Genomic DNA, 24,910 nt, shown 5'->3' on the forward strand with positions numbered 1-24,910 from the left:
TAATTGCAACGATGCGATCGTTATCGCCGCATGCCGCCGTCCATAACAATGCAGCCCGACAGCGCGGCCGCCGCGAAAAGTGCGATCAATGCCGCCCCTCGATCTCGTTCCGCGCCGCTTCGATCATGAAGGCGCTGCGGGTGAGCTTCCGCAGGGCGGCGGCGTCATCGATCGCGTCCAGCATGCCGCGATCCATCGAGAGGTTGACGCGGGTTATCTTCCCGGCTGCGCTGATCCGGGGGACCGCCAACAGATAAGCGCCCTGCGCCAGCTCGTCCGCGACTGCCGCGCGGATCTGATCGATGGGCCGGGGCTGCACATCGTCGGCATCCTCAAACCACAGGTCGAGCGCCTCGACGGCGTTGGGCAGCACTTCCTCCTCCCGGTCGGCCGCAGAAAAGCAGCCCGGAAGATCGGGGAAGGTGACGCCATAGGCGCTGTCAGGATCCTTGTGCACGATGGCGTAGAAATATTTCATCATTTTGCCTTTCCGGGGGGCCTTACAGCCACCCCGCCATTTTCGCTATGCTCCGCGCCGTTCCCAACGGCAGGTCTTTCTTCGGGTGGGGGACGATGATCATGCGGCCGCCCTTGCGGAACTTGTGGTGAGAGCCTTTCACCGAAACCAGTTCAAAGCCTTCATCCGCGAGGCGTTTCACGATCTTTTTGCTATCCCGCTCCATGCACAAATATATACACACGAAGGGACAGCGATGCAAGCAAAATGCACAAATATTTGTGCTAAATAGCTTCCAGATTGAGCGTGGTCTTGAGCGCGCCCTGACCGTCCATATTATGGGTGCAGTCCGCGACGATCCAGCTATGCCCCGCGATCTCCGCCTTGACGCCTTCCAGCTCTATCGGCCGTTCGGGAAAGATGTCGGGCCGCCCATAGGCCAAGGTGAAGGTGCATTTCGCCTTGGCGCGGGTGATACGTCCGTTCTCCGCATCCGCCGCATGGCGCGCGTCGGTTTCGCTGGCATAGGTCTTGCGCAGGCGCTTGGCCTTCCCCTTGCCCTTGTGGCCGGATTTCACGGCCTTGCGCTCGCCGGTCGCCTTGTCGTGCCATGACGCCTCCACGCCGTCATGCTGGTCGCGTTCGACGCGGCTATATTCCAGCCTTTCGCTGGCGCTGCGATTGAGGGTTTCGACGGGCAGGGCGGTGCCCTTGGTGGTCATGCCCTTGCCGATCGGCGCGAAGATCAGCGCCCCGGCCTTGACGGTGGCCACCGCGTCGAACCGCTTGCCCAGCAGGCGGAGCAAGGCGGCATCGCTTTTCGCGCCCGTGCCCAGCGCAGGAATGACCTTCGCCCCCAGCCCGGCGTCGATCTGGGGTTTCAGGCCATTGTCCCCCGCGATGGCGGTGACGATGTCCTTCACCGTCTTGCCCACGAAGCTGCGTTCCTTGCGGACCCGGAAGCTATCGGTCAGGTCGGCGGAGCGGGCGCGCACCGTCACCAGATCGGGCGGGCCGGAAAAGCTGGCTTCGTCCACCTTGAAGCTGCCCTTGTCGACCAAGCCGACCGGAAGGCCGCTCCCCTGTTTCCAGCCCAGCGCCACGCGCAGGACCGCGCCGGATTTTGGGATTTCCAGCAGGCCGTCCGCATCGTGTATGACGATGTCGAGCAGATCGGCCTCATCGCCCCGCTTTTCGCTGAGGCTGAGCGAAATCAGGCGCGGGGCCATGGCCTCGGTCAAATCCTTGCCGTCGAGCGTCACGCGCCACGCGGCGAAGGGCATTTTCCTGGCGGCTGCGGGTTCGCTCATTCCGCGCGCTCCAGATCAAGGGTGAAGTCCGCCTTGCGCGCCACGCCGTCCTTGAAGAAATAGCCGCGATCGAGCGAGAGGCGGCGGATGAAGAAATCGCCCAGCACTTCGCCCATGGGACCAATTTTCGCTGCGATCCGGGGAGACGCGCGTTGATGCAGCGTCTTCGGTTTTCCGCGTGAAATTATTTTGGTCGAAGCCACGCCCGTTGCGGGATGGGGTATTCGGGAAAAATCTTACCTCCCTTACCAGCTCCAAAAATTGCACATAACATTATGAAATATATGTATTTTATTGGTCAGGTTATTCGCCTTACCTCGTCTTACATTTGTAATGGTGTGTCGATAAAACATTGAAAACAAACGATTATCGAAATCGAAAATGTGAGGTTGAGAGCGCCTTACATGGTAAGGAAAAGGTAAGGTGAAAGGTAAGGTAAAAAATGGCTGTTTTCCGCCATTGTAAGAGAGGTAAGATTTTTCCCGCGCTCCCCCTGACTACTAAACCTGTTTCAAGGCGTTTTTGTAATAGGCGGTGATGACAGCGTTTTACCGCTGCATGTGACGATGGAGTGTGACGCGGAATGTGACAGGATTGTGCCGCGATGTGCCGCAGGTTTCCGCTTCGTTCCGATCTTATTGACGAACGGGGGAAGGGCGGTTAACGGAAAAGCGCGGAAACCCAAGGCTTTCGCTCAGTGCACCCGTAGCTCAGCAGGATAGAGCATCAGATTCCTAATCTGAGGGCCGTGGGTTCGAATCCCGCCGGGTGCACCATTTTCTCTTTTACTTACAGTCACTTGCGAGCTCAGCCGTCGACTTGGGCGCAAATCTCATGCGCCAATCCTGTGACGCCGTTTTCCCCGGTTTTCCGCCGTTTTCTCTTGGCTTGCGGCGGCTCCATGGCACATGAAGATGCGTTTAATTGCCGGCGGCTAGCCCATATCGCACGCGTACGGGCCGCAGCTTGAGAGTATAACATACATCGGAACAGGTCCCTTGCTCGGCCCCACCTCACACAGGCGCGGGGCTTTGATCCAACGGAGACCGGGGAACTGCCCAACGCTGCTAAAATACCGACCTCGGAGGAGACGGGCGGGAGTCTGTCAGGCCCCTAAAAGCAGGCCCCGCCTTTTTGGGCCTACTCTTTTGCGCCAGCAGTAACTCTAATAGGTAGCCGGGTTGCCATCTCTCCGGATAAGGCGCTTCACTTCTTGGCAGGTTCGCCTGCAGTGCGACCCAAACTTGCCCTGCCTTCCTTTGAGTGAGGCGGGGCTTTTTGCATCAGGCGGTTGCTACCGTGTGCAGTTCCAAGCCATCGCGCCGCCCGATCTCGCGCACTTCCTCGATATTGTGGATCACGCCGTCATGCTCCACGTGATCGGTTACAGTAAGGCCGGGTGTCCAGCGCAGATAGAAAACCACGCGCTTGCTCGCCATCATCTGTTGAGCCGGCAGGAACTCACGCCCGCCTTGCTGCCGCACCTCGGCATAGACGGTCGCCAGAGCGCCCCATGTGACGATCTCGCCGCCATAGGGGGCCGCTACCCGGTCTTCTATGAGCGCATCAGACGGCTTCTGGAAAAAAGGCTTTGCCGTTCGTCGGCGACCATTTCTCGGAGATGTTCAGCATAGCCGCGACCAACGCAGTAAATTTACCTGACCAGAAAACGTTTGTCCTCGCCCTTCACCGGGACTCTGTTTACCCGTGGAGTATCGGATATTAAGCATGTCACGCATTGCCGCGCATCTCCTGAAAGAGATCAAGTTTTTCCTGAATACTTCTATCGGAGTAGCTGAAAAGTACCGAATCTTCGCTAGCTGTAAGGGTGAAAGGTACCCAGCTTGGAACGACGAAGTGATCCTTGGGACCGAATTCGAACCTGAGGTCGCCAATTACCGCGCTTCCCGCTCCTTCGATGACGGAGAAAACCGTGCCGGCCGTGGACTTGTAGACTTCTGTGCTGAAGCTGCGGGGAAGGAGCTGGGTGGCGGTGGTCATCGTCGGCATCGCCGCACCACCGGTCACCGGGTTGATATAGACCATCTTGAATCCATGATGGGGATCAGGATCGCGCGAGAGGCTGAGACGATAGAGCGCCTCGCGGCTGACGCGATAGGGATAGTTGAACAGGGGAGAAGTCTGCGACTTCGGCTTATAGTCTAGAGGCAGAAGATTGCAGCCTGCTTCGGTGAATGACGTACCCTCGGCTCGCGTAACCGGTTGCTCTGCGTCATCATGGTTTTCTCGGAAGCTGGCGCTCAAGATATTGACCACGTGCATGTCCAGGCCATCGAGCCATACCATTGGATTGTCCGATGGATTGCCATGATCATGCCAGGTCTATGAAGGCGTGATGACGAAATCGCCTGGCTCCATCATGGTTTTTTCGCCTGCTACCGCCGTGTAGGCCCCGCTTCCTTCCACGATGAAGCGAAGCGCCGACGCGATGTGACGGTGAGCGGGCGCAATCTCGCCCGGCAGGATGATCTGCAAGCCGGCAAACAAGCTGGGCGTGATACGCGACTGGCCGCGCAAGCCCGGATTTTCGAGCACCAAGACGCGGCGTTCGGCTTCGCTCGTGGAGATGATATCGCACGCCTCCATCAGATAAGGCCGCACCGAGCGATAGCTCCAATGCGCTGGAATGGCAGTCGGCCTTGGTGTTTCGGTGACCAAGCCGTGAAGAACCCGCCAAAGTGGCGCAAGGTTTTCCGATCCGGCTTTCTCATAGAACGACATGCGTCCCAGCTCAGCCTGCCGATCGACTGTCGCAACGATGCCATCGTCTTCAACAGACATAACGATATTCCTCCATATGGAACACGTTCTGCTATGCGCATTAAATCGGCGCGAGGGTCAAATATTTTAACCGCGATCATGCCCTTGATGGACGGCTAGCCGCTCTTGATGAGCGCTGCCGCTAAGATCGTTCGTTGTTGCCAGTGCATCGACTTGTGCAGCTTCCAATGGCAATGTACGCCTGGACTGAGAAATTTTTCTCCATCGGGCCATGATGAGCCCATGCGGCGATTGAGGATTACATGGCAGCAAAGTCCAGTTCTACGAAGCGGTCACGTGTTGAGGCTGTGCTTGCCCAGCAGGAGCTCAGTGCCAAGCCTCTCGTACTTGGTGAGCGGGAGGTGTCGGACGCAGATGCCGAGATTGCAGCGCGTAGAGGCATTCAGTCGCTGGACGCCGCGCTTGGCCTGCTCAAAACCTTAGCGAAATTTCCAACAGCCGTCGGGCTGGCTGATTTGGCTCGAGCCGCAGATCTACCGACTAGCAAGGCGCATCGTTACCTCGCCAGTTTCATGAAGGCCGGCCTGGTTGTTCAACAAGGCAGACTTGGTCGTTACGACCTTGGGCCGAGGGCGGTCGAGATTGGCCTGGCTTCGCTGGGGCGCAATGATTTCGTCAACCGCGCGGCTGACGCCCTTGAGGAACTTAGTACGGCGACTGGTCTTACAGCGCTGCTGTCGGTTTGGGGTGGGCAGGGCGCAACGATCGTACGCTGGGAGCGGAGCAGCAGCACGACCGTGACCTCTTTTGGTCTCGGAAGTACGTTGCCCCTTCTTTCGTCCTCGAGTGGGCGCGTATTTCTCGCCTTTCTGCCGCGACGTATCACAGCCGCGCGGATGCGCATCGAAATGGAGCGCTGGCTCGACGCGGGGCAATGGTTGCCGGATATCGATCCGAATCCCGAGAGTATCGATCGAATGGTCGAGAAGGTTCGGGCCGATCGTCTGGCGGCCCTTGATGAGCGCAGTATCCCCGGGCTCTTTTCCCTCTCCGCGCCGATAACAAATTGGCAGGGAGAGATTGAAGTGGCCGTAACCCTTGTCGGCACGTTGTACGATCACAAGGGCCGCCGACCTGATTGGCAACAGGAAATTCGCGAGTTCGCGCAGCGCTTGTCGATCGGTCCGCCAGGCGATGCCGTCGCAAGTTCGTGATCACGCAAGCGGCATTTCCGGCGCTTTCAGGGGGCGCTGTCGGTATCGGTCATCCGCCTCTCTGTGACCGTCCGGGCGTCTGTGACCACAGACGCGCCAAAAAGCATCCGTCTGCGCGCCGCCTGCTTGCACACAACGACTGACAACCGTGTGCTGACTCCCAGCCTACGCTCCAACAAATCAGTTGTCGCGCAATCAGCTTCAGATGCGTAATTCAGGCCATCTCCATATTCGGACACTCCTCCATACTGATGTGCGGAGCAGGCTGGTTTTCGGCAGAACCGACAAGCTCCTGTGCGCATTGTCTCCAATGCAGCCCATCCCGCAAAATGTCTTATTGCATAATATGTAATTAGTGTGCCATTAGGCTATGGGCGACGATCTCAGGTGCTGATGGCGCTTTCCTCGAGCTCGGAGAAACGCGCTATGAATCCGACGATACCTATCGCGTCAAACCCCACTCATTTGCGCCCCTGGCGGTGCGGCGAGGTACTATGTTCTACGAACCAAAGGCGCGCGACCGCACCTTGCTTCCTCATGATCCATTCAAGGCGCTGGTCGTACCGCGCCCGATAGGATGGGTTTCCACGATGAATCGGGATGGCGCGGTGAATCTCGCCCCCTACAGCTATTTCAACGCGTTCGCCGGACGTCCGCCAATTGTTGGCTTTTCAAGCGATGGGTTGCGGGACTCCGCAACATTCGCAATCGAGACCCGCGAATTCGTCTGGAACATGGCGACCTACGATCTACGCTTTGAAATGAACGCGACGTCCACGCCGCTGCCGCGCGGCGAGAGCGAGTTCAGCTTTGCGTGCCTGGAAACTGCCAAATCCCGTCTTGTCCGTCCGCCCCGGGTTGCCGCTTCGCCGGTTTCACTCGAGTGCAAGGTTTGCGACGTCATAACGTTAAAGAATCACCTTGGTGAATCGGTCGAAAACGTCCTCATCCTGGGGGAGGTCGTCGGCTTCCACATCAACGATGAGTTCATCAAGGACGGCATCGTCGATGTCGCCGCCATGCGTCCGATCGCGCGCTGCGGCTATCAGGACTATGTCGTGGCCGACAGCATGTTCCAGATCGTTCGGCCCGAAGGCGCCGAAGACCCAACGGACTCCGCGGTGGAGAAAAGCGCGGCTTAATACGATATGAACCTTGCGAGAGACGGCGCTGTGCTTGCCCGTCGGGACGAGCATGCGCGACGGAGCGTGTGGCACGCCGGACTGAGGCCGCGTAGAGCTTTCAGCCTGACACGCTTAAAAATTTCAGTCACCGGATCATGCAGCCATTCGCAACAGAATGTGCATTTCGTGCTCAGCCAGCGATGTGCGCCACGAGACGGGTCGCCCAGCCACCCGCGCCCTTCCACGTCGTGCCCCGGGGATGGGCCGGCCCGAAGCGGATGAACTCCTGATGCCGGTGCCGCTGCATGTAGCGGCCGATCACGGAGCCAACCACACGTCCGGCGGCGCGCGACGACATGCCTTCATCAAGATAACGGCAGAACAATGCCCGCAAATCCGCTGAATATGCCCTCATCCAGGCTGGCCTCTTCACCAGTAGCCAGCTTGAAGCACAAAATCAGACGAAAGAGAATCCCTTCGATTCAATCACAAGCGGAAAAACTCTAGTCTTCGCAACGTTGCTATCCCCGGGTGGATCGCGAACCTCGATCGCGATCCACCTGCGCTTCCACGTTTATTTGAACGCCGGCATCACCTTTTCCGATATCGTTCGCATCACGCGCGAGATCAACTCAGGCGACATGCCGGCCATGCCCACGTTGAAGGAAACCTCCGTGGCGCCCACGACGTCGCGCAAGTAAGTGATCCGCTCGATCGCGCCCTCGGGATCGGTAAACATTTGCTCGGCGTCGATCCGCTCGAAATCATAGCCGCCTTCGAGACCGCGGTCCTCACGATACTGCTTGGACTGATAGTGTTCGTAAGATTTGCCGGGCGGCGGCTTGATCGTCGCACCTGCGAACAGGCGAGTGAAGCGCCGCATGACATCATCGGCATGCGCCTTGGCTTCCTTGCGATCTTCCAGCACGACGGTCATCCGATCCAGACGAATGCGATCACCGGATTCAGGTAGGCCAGCAGCGCGACGCGCGGCCTTGTAGGTGTCGATTTGGAGCTTGCTCGTCTCGAGATTGTCCGACGGATTCTTGAGGAAGCCATAGTCGCTCTTCCCGATCTTCTCGAGCGAATGTGGACTGACGCCTGCGACCCAGATAGGTGGATAGGGTTGCTGGACAGGCTTGGGATAGACCGAGATCGGATCCTTTACGGAATGATATTTGCCTTCGTATGTGAAATTCTCGCTCGTCCAGGCCAGTTTGGCGATCTCGAGCGTTTCGTCGAACCGTTCTGACGAATCCTCCATGTTGATGCCAAGCCCGTCGTAGGCGCGGCGCTGATAGCCGCGGCCAATGCCGATATCCAGGCGCCCGTCACTCAGGATATCGAGCAGCGCGACGCGCTCCGCGAACTGGATCGGATGATGGTGCGGCAGCACGATGACGCCGGAGCAGAAGCGGATGCGCTTTGTCCTGGCCGCCAGGTAGGTGAAATATTGCAGACTGTCCGGATTGACCAGATAGGGCGTGAAATGCTGCTCGCCGATCATGAATGTGTCGAAGCCGAAATCCTCTGCTTCGATACATGCGTCGGCCACACGCGACAGCGCGGTGGCAATAGGTTCTTCGGTCCCTGCCTGCGCAATATAGGAGATGGAGAACTTCATCCTGTAATCCTTGCACTTGAAGTTGATTTGCGGACGGCGTCGGCGTCACCGATCGCCGTTACCGGCCTCGAAAAAGTCGATGACACGCTTAAAGAACTGAGAGCGGCCGCGATGAAGATGCGCAGCGTGCCCTCCATCAGGCAGCAGGCTCAGATGCTTCTCCGTCGCCGCGATCTCGACGAAATATTTGACGATATGATCCTTATCGAACCACATGAAGTCGCCGCCTGCGAGGATGATCAGCGTCGGCACAGTCAGGCGTTCGGGCCTGGATAGCGGAAAGCGACGAATGAAGTCGGCAGCACAGCCATTGGGTCCGAACCGGTCCCATTTTCGACCCTCATTCCACCACGCCTCAACGACTTTCCGCTCACCATATTCGGCCTGGAAGGATTGTTCTGACGTGGTTGCAGTTGTTTCGAAGAAGTCTTGGTCGAGCGGAACATCGACCGGGCCGCCCGAGCCCGCTGGAAGCGCGACGACCTTCGGGCCGAACTGGACCAGCCGACGTACGCGGTTTCCGGCGGACTCGGCATAAAGCGAGACGACTGTGCTTCCCCATGACCATCCCAGCAGCAGGACATCCTTCGCGCCGCGCAAATCGCAGATATACTCTACTGCATTGCGCACATCATTTGCCGCGACTTCAGTCGTCACCTTCAGGCCTGAGGGATGGTGGTCCGAACGGCCATAATTCTGCACATCGACGGAAAAGACGTCGAAGCCTGCGTTCGCCAGCACGTCCATCAGGGAATAGGATGGCTCATCCGGCTCCAACGGCACCTGCAGATCGAATGCGACACGGGCCGAGCGCCGGGAGCCATGCATCAGAACGACGGCGCGTCCCGACGCGGCAAGCTCCCTAGGGTCCAGATCGGCGCGGTGCTTTTCCCAGACATGGATTCGCAGTTGCGATCCGTCATGTGCGGATTTGCTTTCGACCGAATGTTCGATCCCAATGATCTCCGTGATTGCCGGATCGGCCGCGCCTTGCGCGGCATCGCGCGAGTATTGCGTAGCTGTGTCCATCGCATTCCACTCCGTTTTTCACGCACGCGCGCGTCGCTGAAAATGGTTGGGAACGACTTTCAGACGCGGCATCGCTCGCCCCAGTCGATCCGCCGCATCGCCTTGTCGGCGCGATAGGCGAATCGCTGGCCCCTCTCCGATAATTGCACCATAGATCTTATATTATACAATGGGCAATATATTTGTGATGAGCATCGCGAGTATGGGAGGAGGAGATGCCTCTCTGCCCCTGTTTTATGCCATAAATGCTCGATAGCACAATGTTTTGCTCACCTTGCACCGTCTATGGTTGACGTCTCCTGCGTAGCAGATTACATAATATGCAATAACAGTCTCGATTACTGAGACGTTGTGGAGGGGAAAGCCATGCGAGCAGTTCTGTCACTCACACTTGGTTTGCTGTCGGTTTCTACGTCGTCGATCGCCATGGCGGCGCAGGAACAAGAAGCGCCGCCGGGGGAAAAAGAGGGAAGCAGCGGTCTTGAGGAAATTGTCGTCACGGCGACCCGGCGAGAAGCAAAGCTCCAGGACGTGCCGGTTTCGGTCACTGCGGTCACGGCAGAGACGCTTGGCGGTGCTGGCGTGAGCCAAGTGCGTGATCTCGGGCAGGTTGCGCCCGGTTTCATTTCGGGCCGCAACGTGGGCGCCAATCAGCCCACTATCCGCGGCGTTGGCTCCAGCGGTGTCTCTCCCGGCGACGAATCGAACGTCGCGACCTATGTCGACGGCGTCTATCAGGCGGACCCATTCTCGACATTCATCGAACTCGTCGAGATCGATCGTGTGGAAGTGCTGCGCGGCCCGCAGGGTACAACCTTCGGTCGCAACGCGACGGGCGGGCTTGTCAACGTCATCACGCCCGATCCAAGCTTTGAAATGCGTGGGCGCATCGCCGGCGAATATGGCCGCAGTCGCCTTAAGTCGAATTTGTTCGACGTCCGCGGTTATATCACCGGCGGTCTGACCGACGCGGTGGCTGCGGATCTTGCGGTGCTCTACCGTTCGAACGACGGCTATATCAAGGATCTCGTTCGTGGCGGCACGCTGGGCGACCAGAAAGTTTTCGATGTCCGCAGCAAACTGCTTTGGCAGCCCAGCGATAGCGCAAAACTGGTTCTGACCGGCGAATATGTCGAACAGAAGTCAACGTCCAACGCACTGCAGCCCTATAACAACACCAACACAAGGGGGCTGAGTTATCCAGGAGTCATCCTCCCTACAGGGCCTTGGCAGGCGTCAACAAATATTCCACCGCGCCTGGACTTCCATAGCCTGAAGTTCGCGCTGAAGACTGAGCTGAACTTTGATGGGTTCAATGTCGAAACCACCGGTGCATATCAAGACAGCGTGACGGATTACACGACTGATTCGGACTCTTCGAACATCTTCCTTGGCCAGATCCCGATCTACGGTACGGCCAAAAACTTCAGCCAGGAAGTCCGCGCGCTATCGACGTCTTCCGGGCGGTTCCAATGGACGGCCGGCGTGTATGCCTTTTATCTGAAGGCGGGCACCTCTGCCCAGATCATCACCTCCAACGGCCTGCCGGGCGGACCTGTGTCGACCCTTGACCTGCAGCCGCGCATAACATCGCGATCCTTCGCCGGTTTTGCCGAAGGAACCTATGAGATCGTGCCCTCGCTGTTCGTAACCGTTGGGGCCCGCTACACGACGGAAAAGAAAACGTTCAAGCAGACGGTCAACGGTACGACGCTCGCTTTCGGCAAAACCAGCCGGACATTCGACAAGCCGACCTATCGCGGCATCGTGCGCTATCAGTTTGCAGAAAACGCCAATATCTATGCGAGCTACAGCACGGGGTTCAAGAGCGGCGTCTACAACGGTTCATCGACCTCGCCAGATCCGGTTAATCCCGAAGAGATCAGATCCTGGGAAGCCGGGTTGAAAGTCGAACCACTGGATTGGCTGCGGACCAACCTGTCAGTCTTCCGGTACGACTATACCGACCTTCAGGTTCAGTCACGAAGCCCGCTGGCAAACGGAAACTATATTCTCCAGAATGCGGGTGAAGCGAGGATTTCGGGTGGCGAGTTCGAATTGACGGCGTCGCCGCTCAGGGGCCTGCAGCTCAACGCGGCTGTGTCCTATAATGATGGCAAGTACAAAAACTTTCCGTTGGCCCAGACATTCGTGCCGCTGGCGACGGGGGGCAATGCTGCCGTCACGGCGGATGTCGCCGGCAAGCGGCTCATTCGCAGTCCCGAATACACCTTCTCGGTCGGCGGAGCCTGGAAGCATGAATATAGTGCCGGGACCGCACGCGTGAACGCTAATCTATTCCACAGCGCGCGCGTCTATTACGATTTTGCCAATCGCTTCTCTCAGCAACCCTTCACTCGGGTCAACGGTCGAGATGGGGTGGTTGCCGCCCTCCCCAGACGGCACTGAGATGTGCCAGGATAGTGGAATTAGGACCACTGAGCGGAAAGGACGGCAATCGTGTCAAAAGATACAATGATCGGCGTGGACTTGGCAAAGTCCGTGTTTCAGCTTCATGCAGCGTCAATGACAGGCGAACCCAAGTTTCGGAAAAAGCTTCCGCGTTCAGCCTTCGCCGCATTTATGGCAGCGCAACCGTCGGCGGTGATCGTGATGGAAGCATGTGGCAGTGCGCATTATTGGGCCCGGGAAATGATCCGGCTTGGCCACGAGGTCAAACTTATCGCACCACACTATGTTAAGCCGTTCGTGAAGCGACAGAAAAATGATGCCGCTGACGCTGAAGCGATCGTAATTGCGGCTCAACGACCAGAGATGCGGTTTGTTGATCCAAAGTCGGAAGAGCAGCAAAGCAGGGCGATTCTATTTCGCGGAAGAGAACGGCTGGTTCATCAACGCACGGAACTGGTCAATGCCGTAAGGGCGGCGCTCTATGAATATGGTCATGTTGTCCCCCAAGGCATAAATCAGCTCTGCAGGATTGCGGACATTCTTGATGAGCTTAACAGCGATTTGCCCGTTTTGATGCGGGAGGAATGCCGAGATCTATTGGCACAGATCGCTGAGAAAACTGAGCGTATCAATATACGGACAAAGAAGATCAAAGCGCTGGCGGCTGAAACTGACGCGGCCAAGCGGCTACAGACGATTCCGGGAGTTGGCCCTTTAACAGCCTTAGCGGTCGAGGCCTTCGCCCCATCAATGGAGAGCTTCCGATGCGGGCGGGACTTCGCGGCCTGGCTCGGTCTTGTCCCGCGACAATTCTCCTCGGGCGGAAAGGAGCGCCTTGGACGTATTTCGAAAGCGGGTCAGGCCGATATCCGCAGACTGCTTATCATAGGTGCAATGTCCCGTCTGAATTGGATGGGTCGAAGATCGATTCCAGAAAATTCCTGGCTCGCAGATATGCTTGCCAGGAAACCGAGAATGCTTGTGGCAATTGCCCTCGCCAACAAGATGGCCAGAACGATTTGGGCCCTGATAAAAAATGGTAATGAATACAGAATTCCGGCGCAGGCAGCAGTTGCATGATCGGCATGCCAACAAGCTTACCTAACGTCGGATGATGGGGGTGTGAGAAGGCGACGACCCGAATGGGCGAAATGAGCGAACAGATCTGGTTCGGGAAAACCAGTTACGAGGCGTGAGCATCCCAGCTCGAAAACGAGATTTGGACTCGAACCGCAGATCACCATACCGGCCAGCGGCTTCTGAAACGCCGCAACCAAAGGCCTGACAGAAGACCGCACTCGATCACTCGCTCTTCGGATCAGAAACTTCTTGCATCACGGGCGGCAACCACAGAGGACCACTGAGCGGAAAGGACGGCAATCGTGTCAAAAGATACAATGATCGGCGTGGACTTGGCAAAGTCCGTGTTTCAGCTTCATGCAGCGTCAATGACAGGCGAACCCAAGTTTCGGAAAAAGCTTCCGCGTTCAGCCTTCGCCGCATTTATGGCAGCGCAACCGTCGGCGGTGATCGTGATGGAAGCATGTGGCAGTGCGCATTATTGGGCCCGGGAAATGATCCGGCTTGGCCACGAGGTCAAACTTATCGCACCACACTATGTTAAGCCGTTCGTGAAGCGACAGAAAAATGATGCCGCTGACGCTGAAGCGATCGTAATTGCGGCTCAACGACCAGAGATGCGGTTTGTTGATCCAAAGTCGGAAGAGCAGCAAAGCAGGGCGATTCTATTTCGCGGAAGAGAACGGCTGGTTCATCAACGCACGGAACTGGTCAATGCCGTAAGGGCGGCGCTCTATGAATATGGTCATGTTGTCCCCCAAGGCATAAATCAGCTCTGCAGGATTGCGGACATTCTTGATGAGCTTAACAGCGATTTGCCCGTTTTGATGCGGGAGGAATGCCGAGATCTATTGGCACAGATCGCTGAGAAAACTGAGCGTATCAATATACGGACAAAGAAGATCAAAGCGCTGGCGGCTGAAACTGACGCGGCCAAGCGGCTACAGACGATTCCGGGAGTTGGCCCTTTAACAGCCTTAGCGGTCGAGGCCTTCGCCCCATCAATGGAGAGCTTCCGATGCGGGCGGGACTTCGCGGCCTGGCTCGGTCTTGTCCCGCGACAATTCTCCTCGGGCGGAAAGGAGCGCCTTGGACGTATTTCGAAAGCGGGTCAGGCCGATATCCGCAGACTGCTTATCATAGGTGCAATGTCCCGTCTGAATTGGATGGGTCGAAGATCGATTCCAGAAAATTCCTGGCTCGCAGATATGCTTGCCAGGAAACCGAGAATGCTTGTGGCAATTGCCCTCGCCAACAAGATGGCCAGAACGATTTGGGCCCTGATAAAAAATGGTAATGAATACAGAATTCCGGCGCAGGCAGCAGTTGCATGATCGGCATGCCAACAAGCTTACCTAACGTCGGATGATGGGGGTGTGAGAAGGCGACGACCCGAATGGGCGAAATGAGCGAACAGATCTGGTTCGGGAAAACCAGTTACGAGGCGTGAGCATCCCAGCTCGAAAACGAGATTTGGACTCGAACCGCAGATCACCATACCGGCCAGCGGCTTCTGAAACGCCGCAACCAAAGGCCTGACAGAAGACCGCACTCGATCACTCGCTCTTCGGATCAGAAACTTCTTGCATCACGGGCGGCAACCACAGAAGCCTCGTTCTCGCCCAGCGGGAGCAACTGGACTTTCAGTGTATGGGCCAACAACCTGACAAATGCCAAGATCGTCCAGCAAATTCGGATCGGTCTCCAATCAGCGGATCAGGTCTACGAACCTCCGCGTCAGGTCGGCCTTGGAGCCGAGCTGCGGTTCTAAGTTGAACAACGGGTGGGAAGGAAACGACAAGTTCCTTCCCACGGGATGCGCCAGGCCTAGCCAGACAACAGCTGCAACAAGCTATGCGAGGCTGCACGCCTCTCCGCTTGAACAGACACCCGAGAAAGAACGATATGTCGGACCTAGATATGGTTGAAGTGGTGCGTGATCTTGAGGCGCGCCGGCAAATTCAGGATGTGCTGACGCGGTTGTCGCGGGGCATTGATCGCCTTGATCGCGAGTTGATGATTTCTTGTTATCACCCGGACGCGATCGACCATCACGGCTCCTATGAAGGATCGGCGGTCGGCTTTGCCGATTGGGTTCTTGAGCGACATGCAGGCAAGATCGAACAGTGCATGCATTTTCTAGGTCAGATCAATCTGGATATTGATGGTGACACCGCAGTCAGCGAATTGCACGTTATCGTCTTCTACCGCTTGAACAAGGATGGCGTGGATCACGACATGATGGCGCCTGGCCGGTATCTCGACCGGTTCGAACGGCGGGAGGGCGAGTGGAAGATCGTCGAGCGCGTGACGCTGCATGAAAAGGACCGCATCGACCCCGTCGTGTTCAAGATGCAGGGTCCCTTCGTCGACCTGCTGCCTAAGGGGCGCCGGGATAAGGAAGATCCATCTTACGCGTTTTTCAACGGCAATTGAAGAATTGCACGACGAGTGGGGCCGTGGGACCCGTCGCAGGAGAGCTTATGCGCACGATCGACCATCTCATCGCGGGCCATGCCAGCGGCGGCGCAGGCCGCACCTCGGACGTTTTCGATCCCAATATAGGGGGTGTCCAGGCCCGTGTTTCGCTGGGCACGCAGGCCGATCTCGATCGTGCCGTCGCCGCCGCACAGGCCGCCCAACCGGGCTGGGCCGCGACCAATCCGCAGCGCCGCGCCCGCGTGAAGTTCAAGTTCAAGGAACTGGTCGAGGCGAATATGGACGCCCTCGCCCACCTCATCTCCTCAGAGCACGGCAAGGTCATCGCCGACGCCAAGGGCGACATCCAGCGCGGGCTCGAAGTGATCGAGTTCGCCTGCGGCATCCCGCATGCGCTCAAGGGCGAATATACCCAAGGCGCTGGCCCCGGCATCGACGTCTACAGCATGCGTCAGCCGCTCGGTATCGGCGCCGGCATCACCCTGTTCAACTTCCCGCGATGATCCCCTTGTGGATGTCGGGCGTGGCGATCGCCTGCGGCAACGCCTTTCTGCTCAAGCCCAGTGAACGCGATCCTTCCGTCCCCGTCCTTTCGGCGACGTCAACCAGCACGGCATGGAAGGCGTCCGCTTCTGGACCAAGGTCAAGACCATCACTCAGCGCTGGCCCGACGGTTCGCCCGACGGGGGCAATGCCTTCGTCATCCCGACGATGGGATAACCGGATCGATGTTGCGCCGAGCTGGTTGCGCGGATCGTGCAGCGGCACGTACAACGCAGCGGTTGGCCCCGGGCGCAAGCCAAGTGAGTACGAACCGCTCTTGTTCAGCGCGCGCAACCATTTCCGGGATCGCATCGGGAATTGCAGCGCTTACGGCCCCGCTTGAAGGTCTGTCAGCATACCCGGCGGGTAGCATCCAGCGCTGCGTCTGATTGTTGGGGGGTGTTATCCCCGCGCCCGGTCTCCGAGCTTGTGAGTTCGACCAAGATCCCATTTTAAGGAGTGAATTGATGCGTGTCCACCTGGCTGATCGCATAGTGCTGGTCGTTGGCGGCGGCAGCGGCATTGGCGAGGGCATCGCGCGGAGTTTCGGCAGTGTGGGCGCCAAGGTCGTCGTTGCGGACCTGAATGCCGCGGCGGCCGAGCAAGTTGCGCGCGACATCGCTGCAAACGTTGGAACGGCCATCTCAGTTAGCTTGGACATCACCCAAGCTGCCCAGGCGCAGGCCGGCGTGTCCGCAGCTCTTGACGCATTTCACCAGTTGGACATCGTCGTCAACGTCGCCGGCGTCCTCACGCCTTCTCCGATCGAGGAAATGTCGGCTGAAACGTGGCGCCAAACTTTCGCCGTAAATGTCGACGGCGCCTTCCATCTGGCACGCGCGGCCTTGCCCGCCTTGCGGAGCAGTTCTAGCGCAGCCTTCATCAACATCTCCTCGCTCGCTGGTGGGACTGCATATCCCAATGGCGGGGCCTACGGTCCTAGCAAAGCTGCGTTGAACTCGTTGATGCAACAACTCGCAGTCGAGTGGGCGCCATCCGGGGTTCGTGTGAACGTCGTCAGTCCTGGTACCATCGATACCTTGGCGGTCCGCCAGAAGATGCCCACCGCGGTGATATCCAGTCGAGTTTCAAGCATTCCCCTGGGCCGGTTGGGAACGGTTCAGGAAATTGCTGAGCTAGTTCTTTTTCTCGCTTCGCCGGCAGCTTCGTACATCACGGGCGAGGTCATCAATTGCGACGGCGGCCTGTCCCAGACCCTTTTTACGCAGAAATCACTCGGGAGCCGGTGAAGCAGGGGAACACCTTGATGCCAAAGGGATATTGGATCGCACATATCACGGTCGAGAACCCCGAGGCATATCAATTGTACACCGTGGGAGCGACCGACGCCTTCAGGTTATTTGGTGGCCGGCCGCTCGCACGGGGCGGCCGAATGGTCTCGCTCGAAGGAACCACGCGGCCGCGCAATGTCGTCATCGAATTTGACAGCCTGGATGCCGCGTTACGCTGTTATAATTCTCCCGAATACCAGGCTGCGAGGGCACATCGCATCGGTAACGCGACGGGTGACATCATGATTATCGAAGGCGTAGCCTGAGTATATTGACTCCCGCCGTGAATTGCTCGTCGACGAGCACGACAGTCGCACCATTCGCGGCAAGCTTGACCGCAATCGCTTGTCCGATTCCGCGTGCCGCCCCGGTGACCACCGCCACTTTACCAGACAGGCTCTGTTGCATGAAGAAGCTCCTCAGAATGTTGGTCTACGCGAAAATCAACCGTAGAAGATCAACGGCGTCACCGCGCCAGATAGCCGCCATCGACCGGAATGATTGCGCCACACATAAAATCGGACGCTGACGAGGCGAGAAAGACAACCGTGCCTTGCAACTCTTCAGCGTCCGCGATGCGTCCAGCCGGAGTGTGGCCAGTCATCAACCCGTGAAACTGGTGTCGCTGAAATTAGCGAGCGGCGTGCGATGAAATCCGGGGCAGACCGCGTTGATCTGTATATTATATGGCGCATATTGCACCGCCATCTCGCGCGTCAGGTTGACAATCGCGCCCTTCGAAGCGGCATAGCCTGTGATGTTGATGATGCCGCCGGCGGTCAAACCCCATATCGACGCGATATTGATGATCCTGCCTCGCTTTTGCGCATGCATGAGCTTCAGCGCTTCGCGCGAACACATGAACACGCCATCGACATTGATCCGCAGGAGGCGTTGCCAGTCGCTGCTGGTATATTCGTGTAGCAACGCGCGGCATGATTCGCCGACGCCGGCATTGTTAACCAGAATGTCGATACGGCCGGTGAGCCGGGCGGCATCCGCAAAGGCTGCGCCGATCGAGCCTTCATCGGTGATGTCCGCGACATAGCAGGCGACCGTGCGTCAGATCCGGCGGATCTGTTCCGCGGTCTCTTGCAAACCATCTGCGTTCATATCGATCAATGCGAGGTCGGCCCCGGCTTCTGCCAGCGCGAGCGCGAATGTTCTGCCTAGCCCGCTGGCGCCGCCGGTCACCACTGACAGCTGACCGTGAAGGGCGAAAACCCGTTGAAAAAAGTCCAATGGCGGTCCCCCTCAAAGCAACCGAAATGCCGGCGCGCATGGTTTGGTATTATGCAGAATGCGTTTTACAATATGATAACTGCGTGCAGCGGCGGCCGTCAATGGCAAGCTACTAAATGCAAAGGATGATCCGAATGTTCATTATATGTGTTGCACAGTGTGATATATGATTGACATAGTGCACAACATGGGCTGATAGGAATACGATAGATTGGGCGTGCCAGACGCTCAGCACACTACAGTCGATCGACTTATAGAGGTGTAGGAGCGGGTGATGGTAGAGATCGTGTCCGATGTCGCGCTGGCTAAAGTGCCCGCGTTGGAAAAGCCATTTTCCACCTTTCTCGGCAACCAACAGGCCAAGCGGTCGATCATTGGCAGCTTCCTCGGCATGACGCTAGAATCGTATGATTTCCTTCTCTACGGCGCCGCCACCGCGACTGTGTTCGCGCCGCTTTTCTTTTCATCGCTGGATTCGGGACTCGCATCGCTCCTAGCACTTTTGACGTTCGCGGCCGGTTTCCTGACACGACCGCTCGGCGGCCTGTTCTTTGGGCATTTCGGCGACAAGATCGGGCGGAAGCCGATGATGATAATCAGCCTGGCGCTGATCGGCTCCGCAACGACCATTATCGGACTCCTTCCAACCTACGACCAGATCGGGGCCGCTGCGCCGATTGCGCTCGTGGCCATGCGGTTGATCCAAGGGTTCGCACTGGGAGGCGAATATGGCGGCGCAATTCTGATGTCGGTGGAGCATGCGCCGGCCAGGAAAAAGGGGTTTGTCGGAGCATTGACGCAAGCCGGAACCGGGCTCGGCCTCATCCTCGCGACGGTCATCATGCTACTGTCAGCTCATTTCACCGGCGACAAATATATGGTCTGGGGTTGGCGCATTCCATTCCTGCTGGCCTCTGTGATGTTCTTGATCGGCATCTATATCCGCAGGTTCTCGACTGAAACGCCGGGGTTTCTGGCAATTCAGGCGCAGCACAAATTGAGCAAAGCACCGCTGGTCAAGGTAGTAAAGAGATACCCCAAGGAAATTCTGCTCATTTCTATTATATTCATGACCGCCCAGGGCAACTTCTACGTCGCGACTGTATTTATGGCCAGCTATGCTGCAACCTTTGGCGTGCCGGCAAGCACGATGCTGCTAGCTTCGGCGGTATCTTCTGTTTTCCAGATTTTCGGTGCGATCTTTGCCGGCATGCTCTCCGACAAGTTTGGTCGTGCACCCGTCATGGTGACGGCGGCCTTTGCAATTGCGGTCATGATCATCCCCCTGTTCTTGGTCATGTCCACGCAAAGCACCCTGCTTATCACGGCGGCCCTGTCGTTGATGGTGCTGGCTCAGTCAGCGTTCTTCGGGCCTTGCGCGGCCTTAATCACCGAATCCTTTTCGCCCGAAGTGCGCTATTCTGGGGTCTCAATTGGTGCGAGCTTGGGCGCTATCCTAGGCGGAGGCGTGACGGTCTCTGTCGTTGCCACGCTAATCCGCGCAAACAGCGGCGCGATCACCTGGGCCGTCGCCTATCTGGTGTGCCTAACCACCGCGGGCGCGATTTGCGTCCTTTTTCTAAAGAACCGACGTTGGGACCCCGGCTTGAGCAGCGCACCGGATGCGACGCTCCGGGGGCGATGATCGGCTGGCTTCAGGCTGTAAGTGCTGACGTTCAGCCCCTGGCATTTGCTAAGTAAAAGCAGGAGATAAGGCGTGAAGCCGATAAGCAAGTTCGTCCAGATCGACGGTATTCGCACCCATTACCTGGAGGCGGGGGAGGGCCGCCCGGTGTTGTTGCTGCACAGCGGCGAATTCAGCGCTTGCGCAGAACTGAGCTGGGAATTCGTCCTGCCCAAACTCGCCCGAGCATTACCGCGTCGTGGCGCCGGATTGGCTGGGCTATGGTCTGACCGACAAGCTTTACGATTTCGGCGGCGGCCAGGCACGCATGGTCGCGCACATGCGCCGTTTCATGCAGGTTATGGAGTTGGAGGACAGTCACGTCGTCGGCAATTCGATGGGCGCGGGCCTGTTCTCAAAATCTATCGCCCCAGTTCCCCAGGATTATCGAATCCGCTCCTTGACCATGATCGCCGGCGGCGGATTCAATCCCGATAACGAGCATCGTCGTGCAATGGTGAACTATGACTGCACGATGGACGGCATGCGCACAATGCTGCGCGCGATGTTCGTCGATCCGAAATGGAGCGAGGACACCGACTATGTCCAGCGCCGCTTCGATTCGAGCATCCGTCACGGGGCATGGGAAAGTATCGCTGCATCGCGTTTCAAGAACCCGCTGGTGCCACCGCGCGAATTCTTCGGCAAGCCTGACGATACGCCGTACCAGAACCTCACCATGCCCGTGCTGATCATCGCTGGCGACGAGGACAAGCTGCGCCTGCCGGGGTGGGAAAGGGAACTGGCCGATCAGATCCCCGGATCGCAGCTGCACGTCGTGGAGGGGACAGGGCACTGCCCCCATATCGAGCGAGCCGACGAAGTGAACGGCGTCATCCGCAAATTCCTGGAGCGGCTCGATGCTTGAGGCACCCCTCGCCGCAGTGCGCGAAGCGATGCGCGCCTGACGGCGCGACGATGGACAAGGAGCGTGAATGGACCAGGTGATTGAACAATACAGGCAGGCCTTGCGGCGCTTGGCAAAGGCGGTGGTCGTCATCACGTCGTTCGACGGGCAATCGCGCTATGCGATGGCGGCCACCGCAGTCAGCGAATTGAGCTTCGAGCCGCCTTCGATGCTGATCTGCGTCAACCGTTCGGCGTCGTTATATCCGGTGCTCGCCGCCAAGGCCCCGTTTGCCGTCAATATCCTGTCGCAGGGCCACGTGGATCTAGCGGCGCTTTGCTCGAGCGCGGTCAAGGGCGAAGCGCGGTTCGAAACGGCGGCTTGGCGGATGTCGAGCGCGAACGTGCCGATCCTTTTGGGCTCTCAGGCAAGCATCTCGTGCAGCAACGTGCACCAGATCGACCATGGATCGCACAGCATCTTCCTCGGCAACGTGGTGGATGTCAGCCTGAGCGATGGCATTGACCCGCTGGTCTATATGAACGGCGCCTATGGGCGCGTCGAGCTGGCGCGGGAAGCCGGGAGCCGGCCGCCTCCGTGACATGACGATGAACGGACCAAGCCCGAGTTCAACCGAGTCCGTCGCCATCAATGGCATGGACGGCCTGCGTATTCGCCTCGCCACGTTGTGCACGGTCGTCGCCATGGTTGACGACTTCGGCACCCAGTCCGAGCGCCGCTTGCGGAGGAGCAAGAACGCCGCGTAGATCAAATGAATTGCCCAATGAACAATTTACTTTTCTATGAGATATTGTTGGAATGATGAAGAGGGGGCGCCACCCAATATGAAGAGCGCTATCGCAGCCGGGTGATCGGCAATCTCCAGCGCCGCGCGAAGGCCTTCGGCTTCTCGCTTCAGGAACTGCCACCGGAGCCAGATATGGCTGTTTCTTAGGAAGGCCACGCAGTTCTTCGCGAGCCAAAGGCCGTGAAGTGTGGATGCGCAATGCCCTCGCGCATGTGTCAACCCAACAGCGGCCTGCGGTCACGGCCATGATCAAGACGATCTTTGCCCAGGAGACCTCTCGGGAGGCCCATAAGCAGTGGCAGACAATCGCCGATGCCCTACGCGACCGCGCTCCCAAGCTCGCCGAAATGATGGACGCCGCACGAGAGGATGTCCTCGCCTATACCGCCTTCCCGAAGGACCATTGGCCGCAGATCTCCAGCACGAATCCTCTCGAGCGGCTCAATGGCGAGATCAAAAGACGGTCTGATGTCGTCGGCATCTTTCCCAATGATGCGGCCGTGATCCGGCTCGTCGGCGCCCTGATGCTCGAACAGCAGGACGAATGGGCCGTATCCCGCCGATACATGAGCCTTGAAAGTCTCGCGCCTGTCAGCGACAATCCTCTCATCAAGCTGCCCGGTGTGGCTGCCTGATCCAGTCCGATCCTCTACCGAGGATCCGCGCTGTTACACCACCCTGCGGGGCACGATCGACTGGGCACGATCACGTCATTGGGCAGACGCATTCCCTGCAGGAGGGCCTTGCGCTGATAATAGCGCCGCTTGAGCGTTGCCTTGTGAAATCGCCGCCCCTGCGAATCCCAGAAAGGAAGCTTTTCAAAGACGCGATTCACGCTCAGGTCCTTAACGACGCGCCCGATCTCCACATGGAGCAGGAGTCTCAAGTCATCTTCATGCTGAAACGGACGTCCGCTGGCCCTTCTGAATTTCGCGGGATCATCACTCATGCGCGCCTCCTGTCATCATACAGATCAGGGCAGTTGCTTCGGCGCGCAAATGCCTCACCACTGATCATGCCGTGCGATGATCAGCGGCACAAGCATCCTTGCCGACAATAGTAGCCATTCCCAGCCGAATTCCCATTTTCTCGAACACGGTCGGCGAAAACATCTGTCGCTCCAGTAGGTTGCGACTGCACTCAGCGCAGATCGCTGCCGCGAAAACACGAATTTCCCTATATTCCCATCCAAATGGGAATTCTCAGACACTGAGAGCGGATCGCTCCGGACTGCGTCGCGCACCATTTTATTTATTGGCCCTCAAGCGCCGGGCGGCCGTTCGGCCTTGCGAACCCGGTCGGGTTCGAGGCTGGACGATGGATTCCCTTATTCCCGCCCGGCGCGAATGGCCGCGCCCCCGGCAAAGGGGGTGATGGCGACCAGCAACAGCGAAGCCGCCCCTAAGAATTTGAGCGCAGCGCCGCTGCCGTCGCCCAGCGTCCCCGCACCGAAGATCAGCAGCGGCACCGCCAGCGGGAGCGCCAGCAGTCCCGCCAGCGCGCCGCTAGACCGCAGTCCCGCCGTCAACGTCGCCACCAGCAGGCCCAGCGCCGCCAGGGCAGGCGTGCCGATCAGCAGTCCCGTTTCCAGCATGCCGATGGTCGTCCCGTCCAGCTTCAACAGGGCGGCGGCGGGCAGGGTGGCGATCATCAGCGCCGGGCCGAAACCCAGCCAGTGCGCAATCAGCCGCGCCAGCACGACCATCTCTTCCCCGATCCCGCGCAGCGCAATCTGGTCGAGCACGCCCGCATCCCGGTCCGGCGCGACCAGCCGGTCCACCGGCAAGAGGCTGGCAAGCAGCGCGGCGATCCACAGCATCCCGCCGCCGCTCCGCCGCAGCAGCGCCGCATCCGGCCCCACGGCAAAGGGGTAGAGGCTGGCGACCAGCAACAGAAAGGCGACGGGCAACCACAGACCGGCGGATTGCCAAGCCTGCCGCAAATCCCGAAGCGCCAAAGTGAGGAGGATATTCACGCCTCCTCCGCCATCGCGACATGATCCTGCATGGCCAATACCACCGGCGTCGCCAGCGGCAGCGGCTGGTGCGACGCAGCAACGACGATGCCGCCCTTCGCCAGATGCCCCGCCACCGCATCGCCCAGCAGTTCCAGCGCCGCATCGTCCAGCCCGTTGCCCGGCTCATCCAGCAGCCAGATCGGTGCGCCGCCCGCGATCACGCGCGCCAGCGCCGCCCGCTTGCGCTGGCCGGTCGACAACATGCGCACCGGCACCTGGCGAAGCGGCTCCAGCGCCATCGCCGCCATCGCCGCGTCCAGAGCATCCGGAGCCGCCGCGTCCAGCCGCGCCCAGAAACCGAGCGCCGCATCCAGCGATTGTTCCATGTCCAGCGCCAGCCGTTCATCGGCCAGCGCGATCCGGCCATGGCGCTCCACCGTCCCCGCGGAGGCCCGCAACAGCCCGGCGCAGATGCGGATCAAGCTGGACTTGCCGATGCCGTTCGGTCCCTTCAGCAGCGCGCTGCCGCCCGGTTCCATCGCCAGATCGACGCCGCGGAACAGCAACCGCCCGCCGCGCACGCAGGCGACGCCCGACAGGTGCAATCCCGTCCGGCTCATAGAGTGACCATGTCCTCCAGGACATGCATGTCGAGGTCGGACAGACCGAAATGATGGCCGATCTCATGCACCACCACATGGGTGATCAGCATGTCGAGCGGCACGCCGGTTTCCACCCATTCGTCCAGCAGTGGACGGCGGAACAGATGCACGGTCGGCGGCAGATCGCCGGTCTGCGCCTCTGCCCCCACCGGACGGCCGGAATATAGGCCGGTGAGGCCGTAGGGATCGTCGATCTCCATTTCCTTGAGGATGTCGGGATCGGCGAATTCCTCCACGAACAGCACGACGTTCGACAGATGCGACCGGAACGGTTCGGGCAGGCGCGACAGGGCCGCCAGCGCCAGCTTTTCGATATCCTCGCGCGTCGGCGCAAATCGGGGTGGTTGACCGGCATCGTGCATAGGGAAGACATAAAGCATGTTCCGAATCGTCTGCAAACTCTCGACGCATCGGAAAATGGGTTAATGGCCGCCGGATAAGGCG

Annotated in this window: 27 protein-coding genes, 1 tRNA gene and 4 pseudogenes; 15 read left to right on the forward strand and 17 right to left on the reverse strand. The window is 58.7% G+C overall.

Annotation, left to right across the window (positions count from 1 at the left end):
- Nucleotides 1-85: 85 nt before the first annotated feature.
- The 4 genes from NUH86_RS00610 to NUH86_RS00625 form a co-directional block, all read right to left on the reverse strand.
- Nucleotides 86-481 (reverse strand): type II toxin-antitoxin system HicB family antitoxin, encoded by a 396-nt coding sequence (locus NUH86_RS00610; RefSeq protein WP_267250782.1) that lies wholly within the window; start codon nucleotides 479-481, stop codon nucleotides 86-88.
- Nucleotides 482-500: 19 nt separating this feature from the next.
- Nucleotides 501-659: a type II toxin-antitoxin system HicA family toxin gene (locus NUH86_RS00615; protein WP_267250783.1), complete on the reverse strand. Its 159-nt coding sequence runs from the start codon at nucleotides 657-659 to the stop codon at nucleotides 501-503.
- 82 nt (nucleotides 660-741) lie between these two features.
- The gene (locus tag NUH86_RS00620; RefSeq protein ID WP_267250784.1) at nucleotides 742-1,767 is read right to left on the reverse strand and encodes a contractile injection system protein, VgrG/Pvc8 family; all 1,026 of its coding nucleotides are present in this window, start codon (nucleotides 1,765-1,767) and stop codon (nucleotides 742-744) included.
- Complete coding sequence (locus NUH86_RS00625; RefSeq protein WP_267250785.1) at nucleotides 1,764-1,883, reverse strand: phage tail protein; 120 nt, start codon at nucleotides 1,881-1,883, stop codon at nucleotides 1,764-1,766. Before NUH86_RS00625 ends, NUH86_RS00620 begins: the two co-directional genes overlap by 4 nt.
- A 583-nt stretch (nucleotides 1,884-2,466) precedes the next feature.
- On the opposite strand from NUH86_RS00625, the gene NUH86_RS00630 reads away from it, so the two are divergent.
- Nucleotides 2,467-2,543 (forward strand) — tRNA-Arg (locus NUH86_RS00630).
- A gap of 507 nt (nucleotides 2,544-3,050) precedes the next feature.
- On the opposite strand, the gene NUH86_RS00635 is transcribed toward NUH86_RS00630, so the two are convergent.
- The 3 genes from NUH86_RS00635 to NUH86_RS00645 form a co-directional block, all read right to left on the reverse strand.
- On the reverse strand, nucleotides 3,051-3,326 hold the full coding sequence (locus NUH86_RS00635; protein WP_267252189.1) for a phage head closure protein: 276 nt from the start codon (nucleotides 3,324-3,326) through the stop codon (nucleotides 3,051-3,053).
- A 172-nt stretch (nucleotides 3,327-3,498) separates the two neighbouring features.
- Nucleotides 3,499-4,074 (reverse strand): cupin domain-containing protein, encoded by a 576-nt coding sequence (locus NUH86_RS00640; protein WP_267250786.1) that lies wholly within the window; start codon nucleotides 4,072-4,074, stop codon nucleotides 3,499-3,501.
- Between the two features lie 36 nt (nucleotides 4,075-4,110).
- On the reverse strand, nucleotides 4,111-4,569 hold the full coding sequence (locus NUH86_RS00645) for a cupin domain-containing protein (protein WP_267250787.1): 459 nt from the start codon (nucleotides 4,567-4,569) through the stop codon (nucleotides 4,111-4,113).
- 242 nt (nucleotides 4,570-4,811) lie between these two features.
- On the opposite strand from NUH86_RS00645, the gene NUH86_RS00650 reads away from it, so the two are divergent.
- Both NUH86_RS00650 and NUH86_RS00655 read left to right on the forward strand, forming a co-directional pair.
- The gene (locus NUH86_RS00650; RefSeq protein ID WP_267250788.1) at nucleotides 4,812-5,723 is read left to right on the forward strand and encodes an IclR family transcriptional regulator; all 912 of its coding nucleotides are present in this window, start codon (nucleotides 4,812-4,814) and stop codon (nucleotides 5,721-5,723) included.
- A gap of 494 nt (nucleotides 5,724-6,217) precedes the next feature.
- Nucleotides 6,218-6,865, forward strand: a complete 648-nt coding sequence (locus NUH86_RS00655; protein WP_267250789.1) for a flavin reductase family protein — start codon at nucleotides 6,218-6,220, stop codon at nucleotides 6,863-6,865.
- Between the two features lie 172 nt (nucleotides 6,866-7,037).
- On the opposite strand, the gene NUH86_RS00660 is transcribed toward NUH86_RS00655, so the two are convergent.
- From NUH86_RS00660 to NUH86_RS00670, 3 genes are all read right to left on the reverse strand, one after another.
- Nucleotides 7,038-7,262, reverse strand: a complete 225-nt coding sequence (locus NUH86_RS00660; protein WP_267250790.1) for a hypothetical protein — start codon at nucleotides 7,260-7,262, stop codon at nucleotides 7,038-7,040.
- 159 nt (nucleotides 7,263-7,421) lie between these two features.
- Nucleotides 7,422-8,471, reverse strand: coding sequence for an LLM class flavin-dependent oxidoreductase (locus NUH86_RS00665; protein WP_267250791.1), 1,050 nt, complete (start codon nucleotides 8,469-8,471; stop codon nucleotides 7,422-7,424).
- Between the two features lie 45 nt (nucleotides 8,472-8,516).
- Nucleotides 8,517-9,299, reverse strand: a complete 783-nt coding sequence (locus tag NUH86_RS00670; RefSeq protein WP_267252190.1) for an alpha/beta hydrolase — start codon at nucleotides 9,297-9,299, stop codon at nucleotides 8,517-8,519.
- Between NUH86_RS00670 and NUH86_RS00675 the strand changes: the two genes are divergently transcribed.
- From NUH86_RS00675 to NUH86_RS00710, 8 genes and pseudogenes are all read left to right on the forward strand, one after another.
- Nucleotides 9,294-9,617 carry a hypothetical protein gene (locus tag NUH86_RS00675; RefSeq protein WP_267252203.1) on the forward strand — a complete coding sequence of 108 codons (324 nt, stop codon included), beginning with the start codon at nucleotides 9,294-9,296 and terminating at the stop codon, nucleotides 9,615-9,617. The two genes, NUH86_RS00670 and NUH86_RS00675, sit on opposite strands and share 6 nt — an antisense overlap.
- 249 nt (nucleotides 9,618-9,866) lie before the next feature.
- Nucleotides 9,867-11,909 (forward strand): TonB-dependent receptor, encoded by a 2,043-nt coding sequence (locus tag NUH86_RS00680; protein ID WP_267250792.1) that lies wholly within the window; start codon nucleotides 9,867-9,869, stop codon nucleotides 11,907-11,909.
- 51 nt (nucleotides 11,910-11,960) lie between these two features.
- Complete coding sequence (locus NUH86_RS00685) at nucleotides 11,961-12,992, forward strand: IS110 family transposase (protein ID WP_139139481.1); 1,032 nt, start codon at nucleotides 11,961-11,963, stop codon at nucleotides 12,990-12,992.
- A gap of 302 nt (nucleotides 12,993-13,294) precedes the next feature.
- Nucleotides 13,295-14,326 carry an IS110 family transposase gene (locus NUH86_RS00690; RefSeq protein WP_139139481.1) on the forward strand — a complete coding sequence of 344 codons (1,032 nt, stop codon included), beginning with the start codon at nucleotides 13,295-13,297 and terminating at the stop codon, nucleotides 14,324-14,326.
- 586 nt (nucleotides 14,327-14,912) lie between these two features.
- On the forward strand, nucleotides 14,913-15,428 hold the full coding sequence (locus NUH86_RS00695) for a nuclear transport factor 2 family protein (protein ID WP_267250793.1): 516 nt from the start codon (nucleotides 14,913-14,915) through the stop codon (nucleotides 15,426-15,428).
- Between the two features lie 47 nt (nucleotides 15,429-15,475).
- Nucleotides 15,476-16,020: pseudogene (locus NUH86_RS00700) on the forward strand (aldehyde dehydrogenase family protein); the annotation flags it as partial.
- Nucleotides 16,021-16,441: 421 nt separating this feature from the next.
- Nucleotides 16,442-17,224, forward strand: a complete 783-nt coding sequence (locus tag NUH86_RS00705; RefSeq protein WP_267250794.1) for an SDR family NAD(P)-dependent oxidoreductase — start codon at nucleotides 16,442-16,444, stop codon at nucleotides 17,222-17,224.
- A 17-nt stretch (nucleotides 17,225-17,241) separates the two neighbouring features.
- Nucleotides 17,242-17,532, forward strand: a complete 291-nt coding sequence (locus NUH86_RS00710) for a DUF1330 domain-containing protein (RefSeq protein WP_267250795.1) — start codon at nucleotides 17,242-17,244, stop codon at nucleotides 17,530-17,532.
- Here NUH86_RS00710 and NUH86_RS00715 read toward each other — a convergent pair.
- The 3 genes and pseudogenes from NUH86_RS00715 to NUH86_RS00725 all read right to left on the reverse strand — a co-directional run bounded on the left by NUH86_RS00715 (nucleotide 17,513) and on the right by NUH86_RS00725 (nucleotide 18,463).
- Complete coding sequence (locus NUH86_RS00715; protein ID WP_323748997.1) at nucleotides 17,513-17,674, reverse strand: SDR family NAD(P)-dependent oxidoreductase; 162 nt, start codon at nucleotides 17,672-17,674, stop codon at nucleotides 17,513-17,515. The two genes, NUH86_RS00710 and NUH86_RS00715, sit on opposite strands and share 20 nt — an antisense overlap.
- Before the next feature lie 58 nt (nucleotides 17,675-17,732).
- Nucleotides 17,733-17,870, reverse strand: a complete 138-nt coding sequence (locus tag NUH86_RS00720) for an SDR family oxidoreductase (RefSeq protein WP_267250796.1) — start codon at nucleotides 17,868-17,870, stop codon at nucleotides 17,733-17,735.
- Nucleotides 17,870-18,463 (reverse strand): annotated as a pseudogene (locus NUH86_RS00725) (SDR family NAD(P)-dependent oxidoreductase). Before NUH86_RS00725 ends, NUH86_RS00720 begins: the two are co-directional and overlap by 1 nt.
- A gap of 319 nt (nucleotides 18,464-18,782) precedes the next feature.
- On the opposite strand from NUH86_RS00725, the gene NUH86_RS00730 reads away from it, so the two are divergent.
- The 4 genes and pseudogenes from NUH86_RS00730 to NUH86_RS00745 form a co-directional block, all read left to right on the forward strand.
- Nucleotides 18,783-20,153, forward strand: a complete 1,371-nt coding sequence (locus NUH86_RS00730) for an MFS transporter (RefSeq protein ID WP_267250797.1) — start codon at nucleotides 18,783-18,785, stop codon at nucleotides 20,151-20,153.
- Nucleotides 20,154-20,388: 235 nt separating this feature from the next.
- Nucleotides 20,389-21,060, forward strand: a pseudogene (locus tag NUH86_RS00735) (alpha/beta fold hydrolase); the annotation flags it as partial.
- Between the two features lie 67 nt (nucleotides 21,061-21,127).
- On the forward strand, nucleotides 21,128-21,640 hold the full coding sequence (locus tag NUH86_RS00740) for a flavin reductase family protein (protein ID WP_267250798.1): 513 nt from the start codon (nucleotides 21,128-21,130) through the stop codon (nucleotides 21,638-21,640).
- Between the two features lie 296 nt (nucleotides 21,641-21,936).
- Nucleotides 21,937-22,482: pseudogene (locus NUH86_RS00745) on the forward strand (transposase); the annotation flags it as partial.
- A gap of 14 nt (nucleotides 22,483-22,496) precedes the next feature.
- Here NUH86_RS00745 and NUH86_RS00750 read toward each other — a convergent pair.
- The 4 genes from NUH86_RS00750 to NUH86_RS00765 form a co-directional block, all read right to left on the reverse strand.
- Nucleotides 22,497-22,796 (reverse strand): hypothetical protein, encoded by a 300-nt coding sequence (locus NUH86_RS00750; protein WP_267250799.1) that lies wholly within the window; start codon nucleotides 22,794-22,796, stop codon nucleotides 22,497-22,499.
- A 378-nt stretch (nucleotides 22,797-23,174) separates the two neighbouring features.
- Nucleotides 23,175-23,822, reverse strand: a complete 648-nt coding sequence (locus NUH86_RS00755; protein WP_267250800.1) for a heme exporter protein CcmB — start codon at nucleotides 23,820-23,822, stop codon at nucleotides 23,175-23,177.
- A complete protein-coding gene (ccmA, locus tag NUH86_RS00760) occupies nucleotides 23,819-24,424 on the reverse strand; it encodes a heme ABC exporter ATP-binding protein CcmA (protein ID WP_267250801.1) in 606 nt (201 codons plus the stop codon). Before ccmA ends, NUH86_RS00755 begins: the two co-directional genes overlap by 4 nt.
- Nucleotides 24,421-24,846 (reverse strand): metallopeptidase family protein, encoded by a 426-nt coding sequence (locus NUH86_RS00765; protein WP_267250802.1) that lies wholly within the window; start codon nucleotides 24,844-24,846, stop codon nucleotides 24,421-24,423. Before NUH86_RS00765 ends, ccmA begins: the two co-directional genes overlap by 4 nt.
- Nucleotides 24,847-24,910: the final 64 nt, after the last annotated feature.

The organism is Sphingobium sp. JS3065 (assembly GCF_026427355.1).
Lineage (GTDB): Bacteria > Pseudomonadota > Alphaproteobacteria > Sphingomonadales > Sphingomonadaceae > Sphingobium.

Excerpts from the sequence above, each read along its gene's own strand:
- NUH86_RS00740 (WP_267250798.1), top strand. The coding sequence starts at position 21,128 with ATGGACCAGGTGATTGAACAATACAGGCAGGCCTTGCGGCGCTTGGCA.
- NUH86_RS00625 (WP_267250785.1), bottom strand. The coding sequence starts at position 1,883 with ATGGGCGAAGTGCTGGGCGATTTCTTCATCCGCCGCCTCTCGCTCGAT.
- ccmA (WP_267250801.1), bottom strand. The coding sequence starts at position 24,424 with ATGAGCCGGACGGGATTGCACCTGTCGGGCGTCGCCTGCGTGCGCGGC.
- NUH86_RS00670 (WP_267252190.1), bottom strand. The coding sequence starts at position 9,299 with ATGCATGGCTCCCGGCGCTCGGCCCGTGTCGCATTCGATCTGCAGGTG.
- NUH86_RS00730 (WP_267250797.1), top strand. The coding sequence starts at position 18,783 with ATGGTAGAGATCGTGTCCGATGTCGCGCTGGCTAAAGTGCCCGCGTTG.
- NUH86_RS00660 (WP_267250790.1), bottom strand. The coding sequence starts at position 7,262 with ATGAGGGCATATTCAGCGGATTTGCGGGCATTGTTCTGCCGTTATCTT.
- NUH86_RS00655 (WP_267250789.1), top strand. The coding sequence starts at position 6,218 with ATGTTCTACGAACCAAAGGCGCGCGACCGCACCTTGCTTCCTCATGAT.
- NUH86_RS00710 (WP_267250795.1), top strand. The coding sequence starts at position 17,242 with ATGCCAAAGGGATATTGGATCGCACATATCACGGTCGAGAACCCCGAG.
- NUH86_RS00680 (WP_267250792.1), top strand. The coding sequence starts at position 9,867 with ATGCGAGCAGTTCTGTCACTCACACTTGGTTTGCTGTCGGTTTCTACG.
- NUH86_RS00665 (WP_267250791.1), bottom strand. The coding sequence starts at position 8,471 with ATGAAGTTCTCCATCTCCTATATTGCGCAGGCAGGGACCGAAGAACCT.
- NUH86_RS00705 (WP_267250794.1), top strand. The coding sequence starts at position 16,442 with ATGCGTGTCCACCTGGCTGATCGCATAGTGCTGGTCGTTGGCGGCGGC.
- NUH86_RS00610 (WP_267250782.1), bottom strand. The coding sequence starts at position 481 with ATGATGAAATATTTCTACGCCATCGTGCACAAGGATCCTGACAGCGCC.
- NUH86_RS00765 (WP_267250802.1), bottom strand. The coding sequence starts at position 24,846 with ATGCTTTATGTCTTCCCTATGCACGATGCCGGTCAACCACCCCGATTT.
- NUH86_RS00750 (WP_267250799.1), bottom strand. The coding sequence starts at position 22,796 with ATGAGTGATGATCCCGCGAAATTCAGAAGGGCCAGCGGACGTCCGTTT.
- NUH86_RS00620 (WP_267250784.1), bottom strand. The coding sequence starts at position 1,767 with ATGAGCGAACCCGCAGCCGCCAGGAAAATGCCCTTCGCCGCGTGGCGC.
- NUH86_RS00645 (WP_267250787.1), bottom strand. The coding sequence starts at position 4,569 with ATGTCTGTTGAAGACGATGGCATCGTTGCGACAGTCGATCGGCAGGCT.
- NUH86_RS00675 (WP_267252203.1), top strand. The coding sequence starts at position 9,294 with ATGCATCAGAACGACGGCGCGTCCCGACGCGGCAAGCTCCCTAGGGTC.
- NUH86_RS00640 (WP_267250786.1), bottom strand. The coding sequence starts at position 4,074 with ATGGTATGGCTCGATGGCCTGGACATGCACGTGGTCAATATCTTGAGC.
- NUH86_RS00650 (WP_267250788.1), top strand. The coding sequence starts at position 4,812 with ATGGCAGCAAAGTCCAGTTCTACGAAGCGGTCACGTGTTGAGGCTGTG.
- NUH86_RS00720 (WP_267250796.1), bottom strand. The coding sequence starts at position 17,870 with ATGACTGGCCACACTCCGGCTGGACGCATCGCGGACGCTGAAGAGTTG.
- NUH86_RS00715 (WP_323748997.1), bottom strand. The coding sequence starts at position 17,674 with ATGCAACAGAGCCTGTCTGGTAAAGTGGCGGTGGTCACCGGGGCGGCA.
- NUH86_RS00695 (WP_267250793.1), top strand. The coding sequence starts at position 14,913 with ATGGTTGAAGTGGTGCGTGATCTTGAGGCGCGCCGGCAAATTCAGGAT.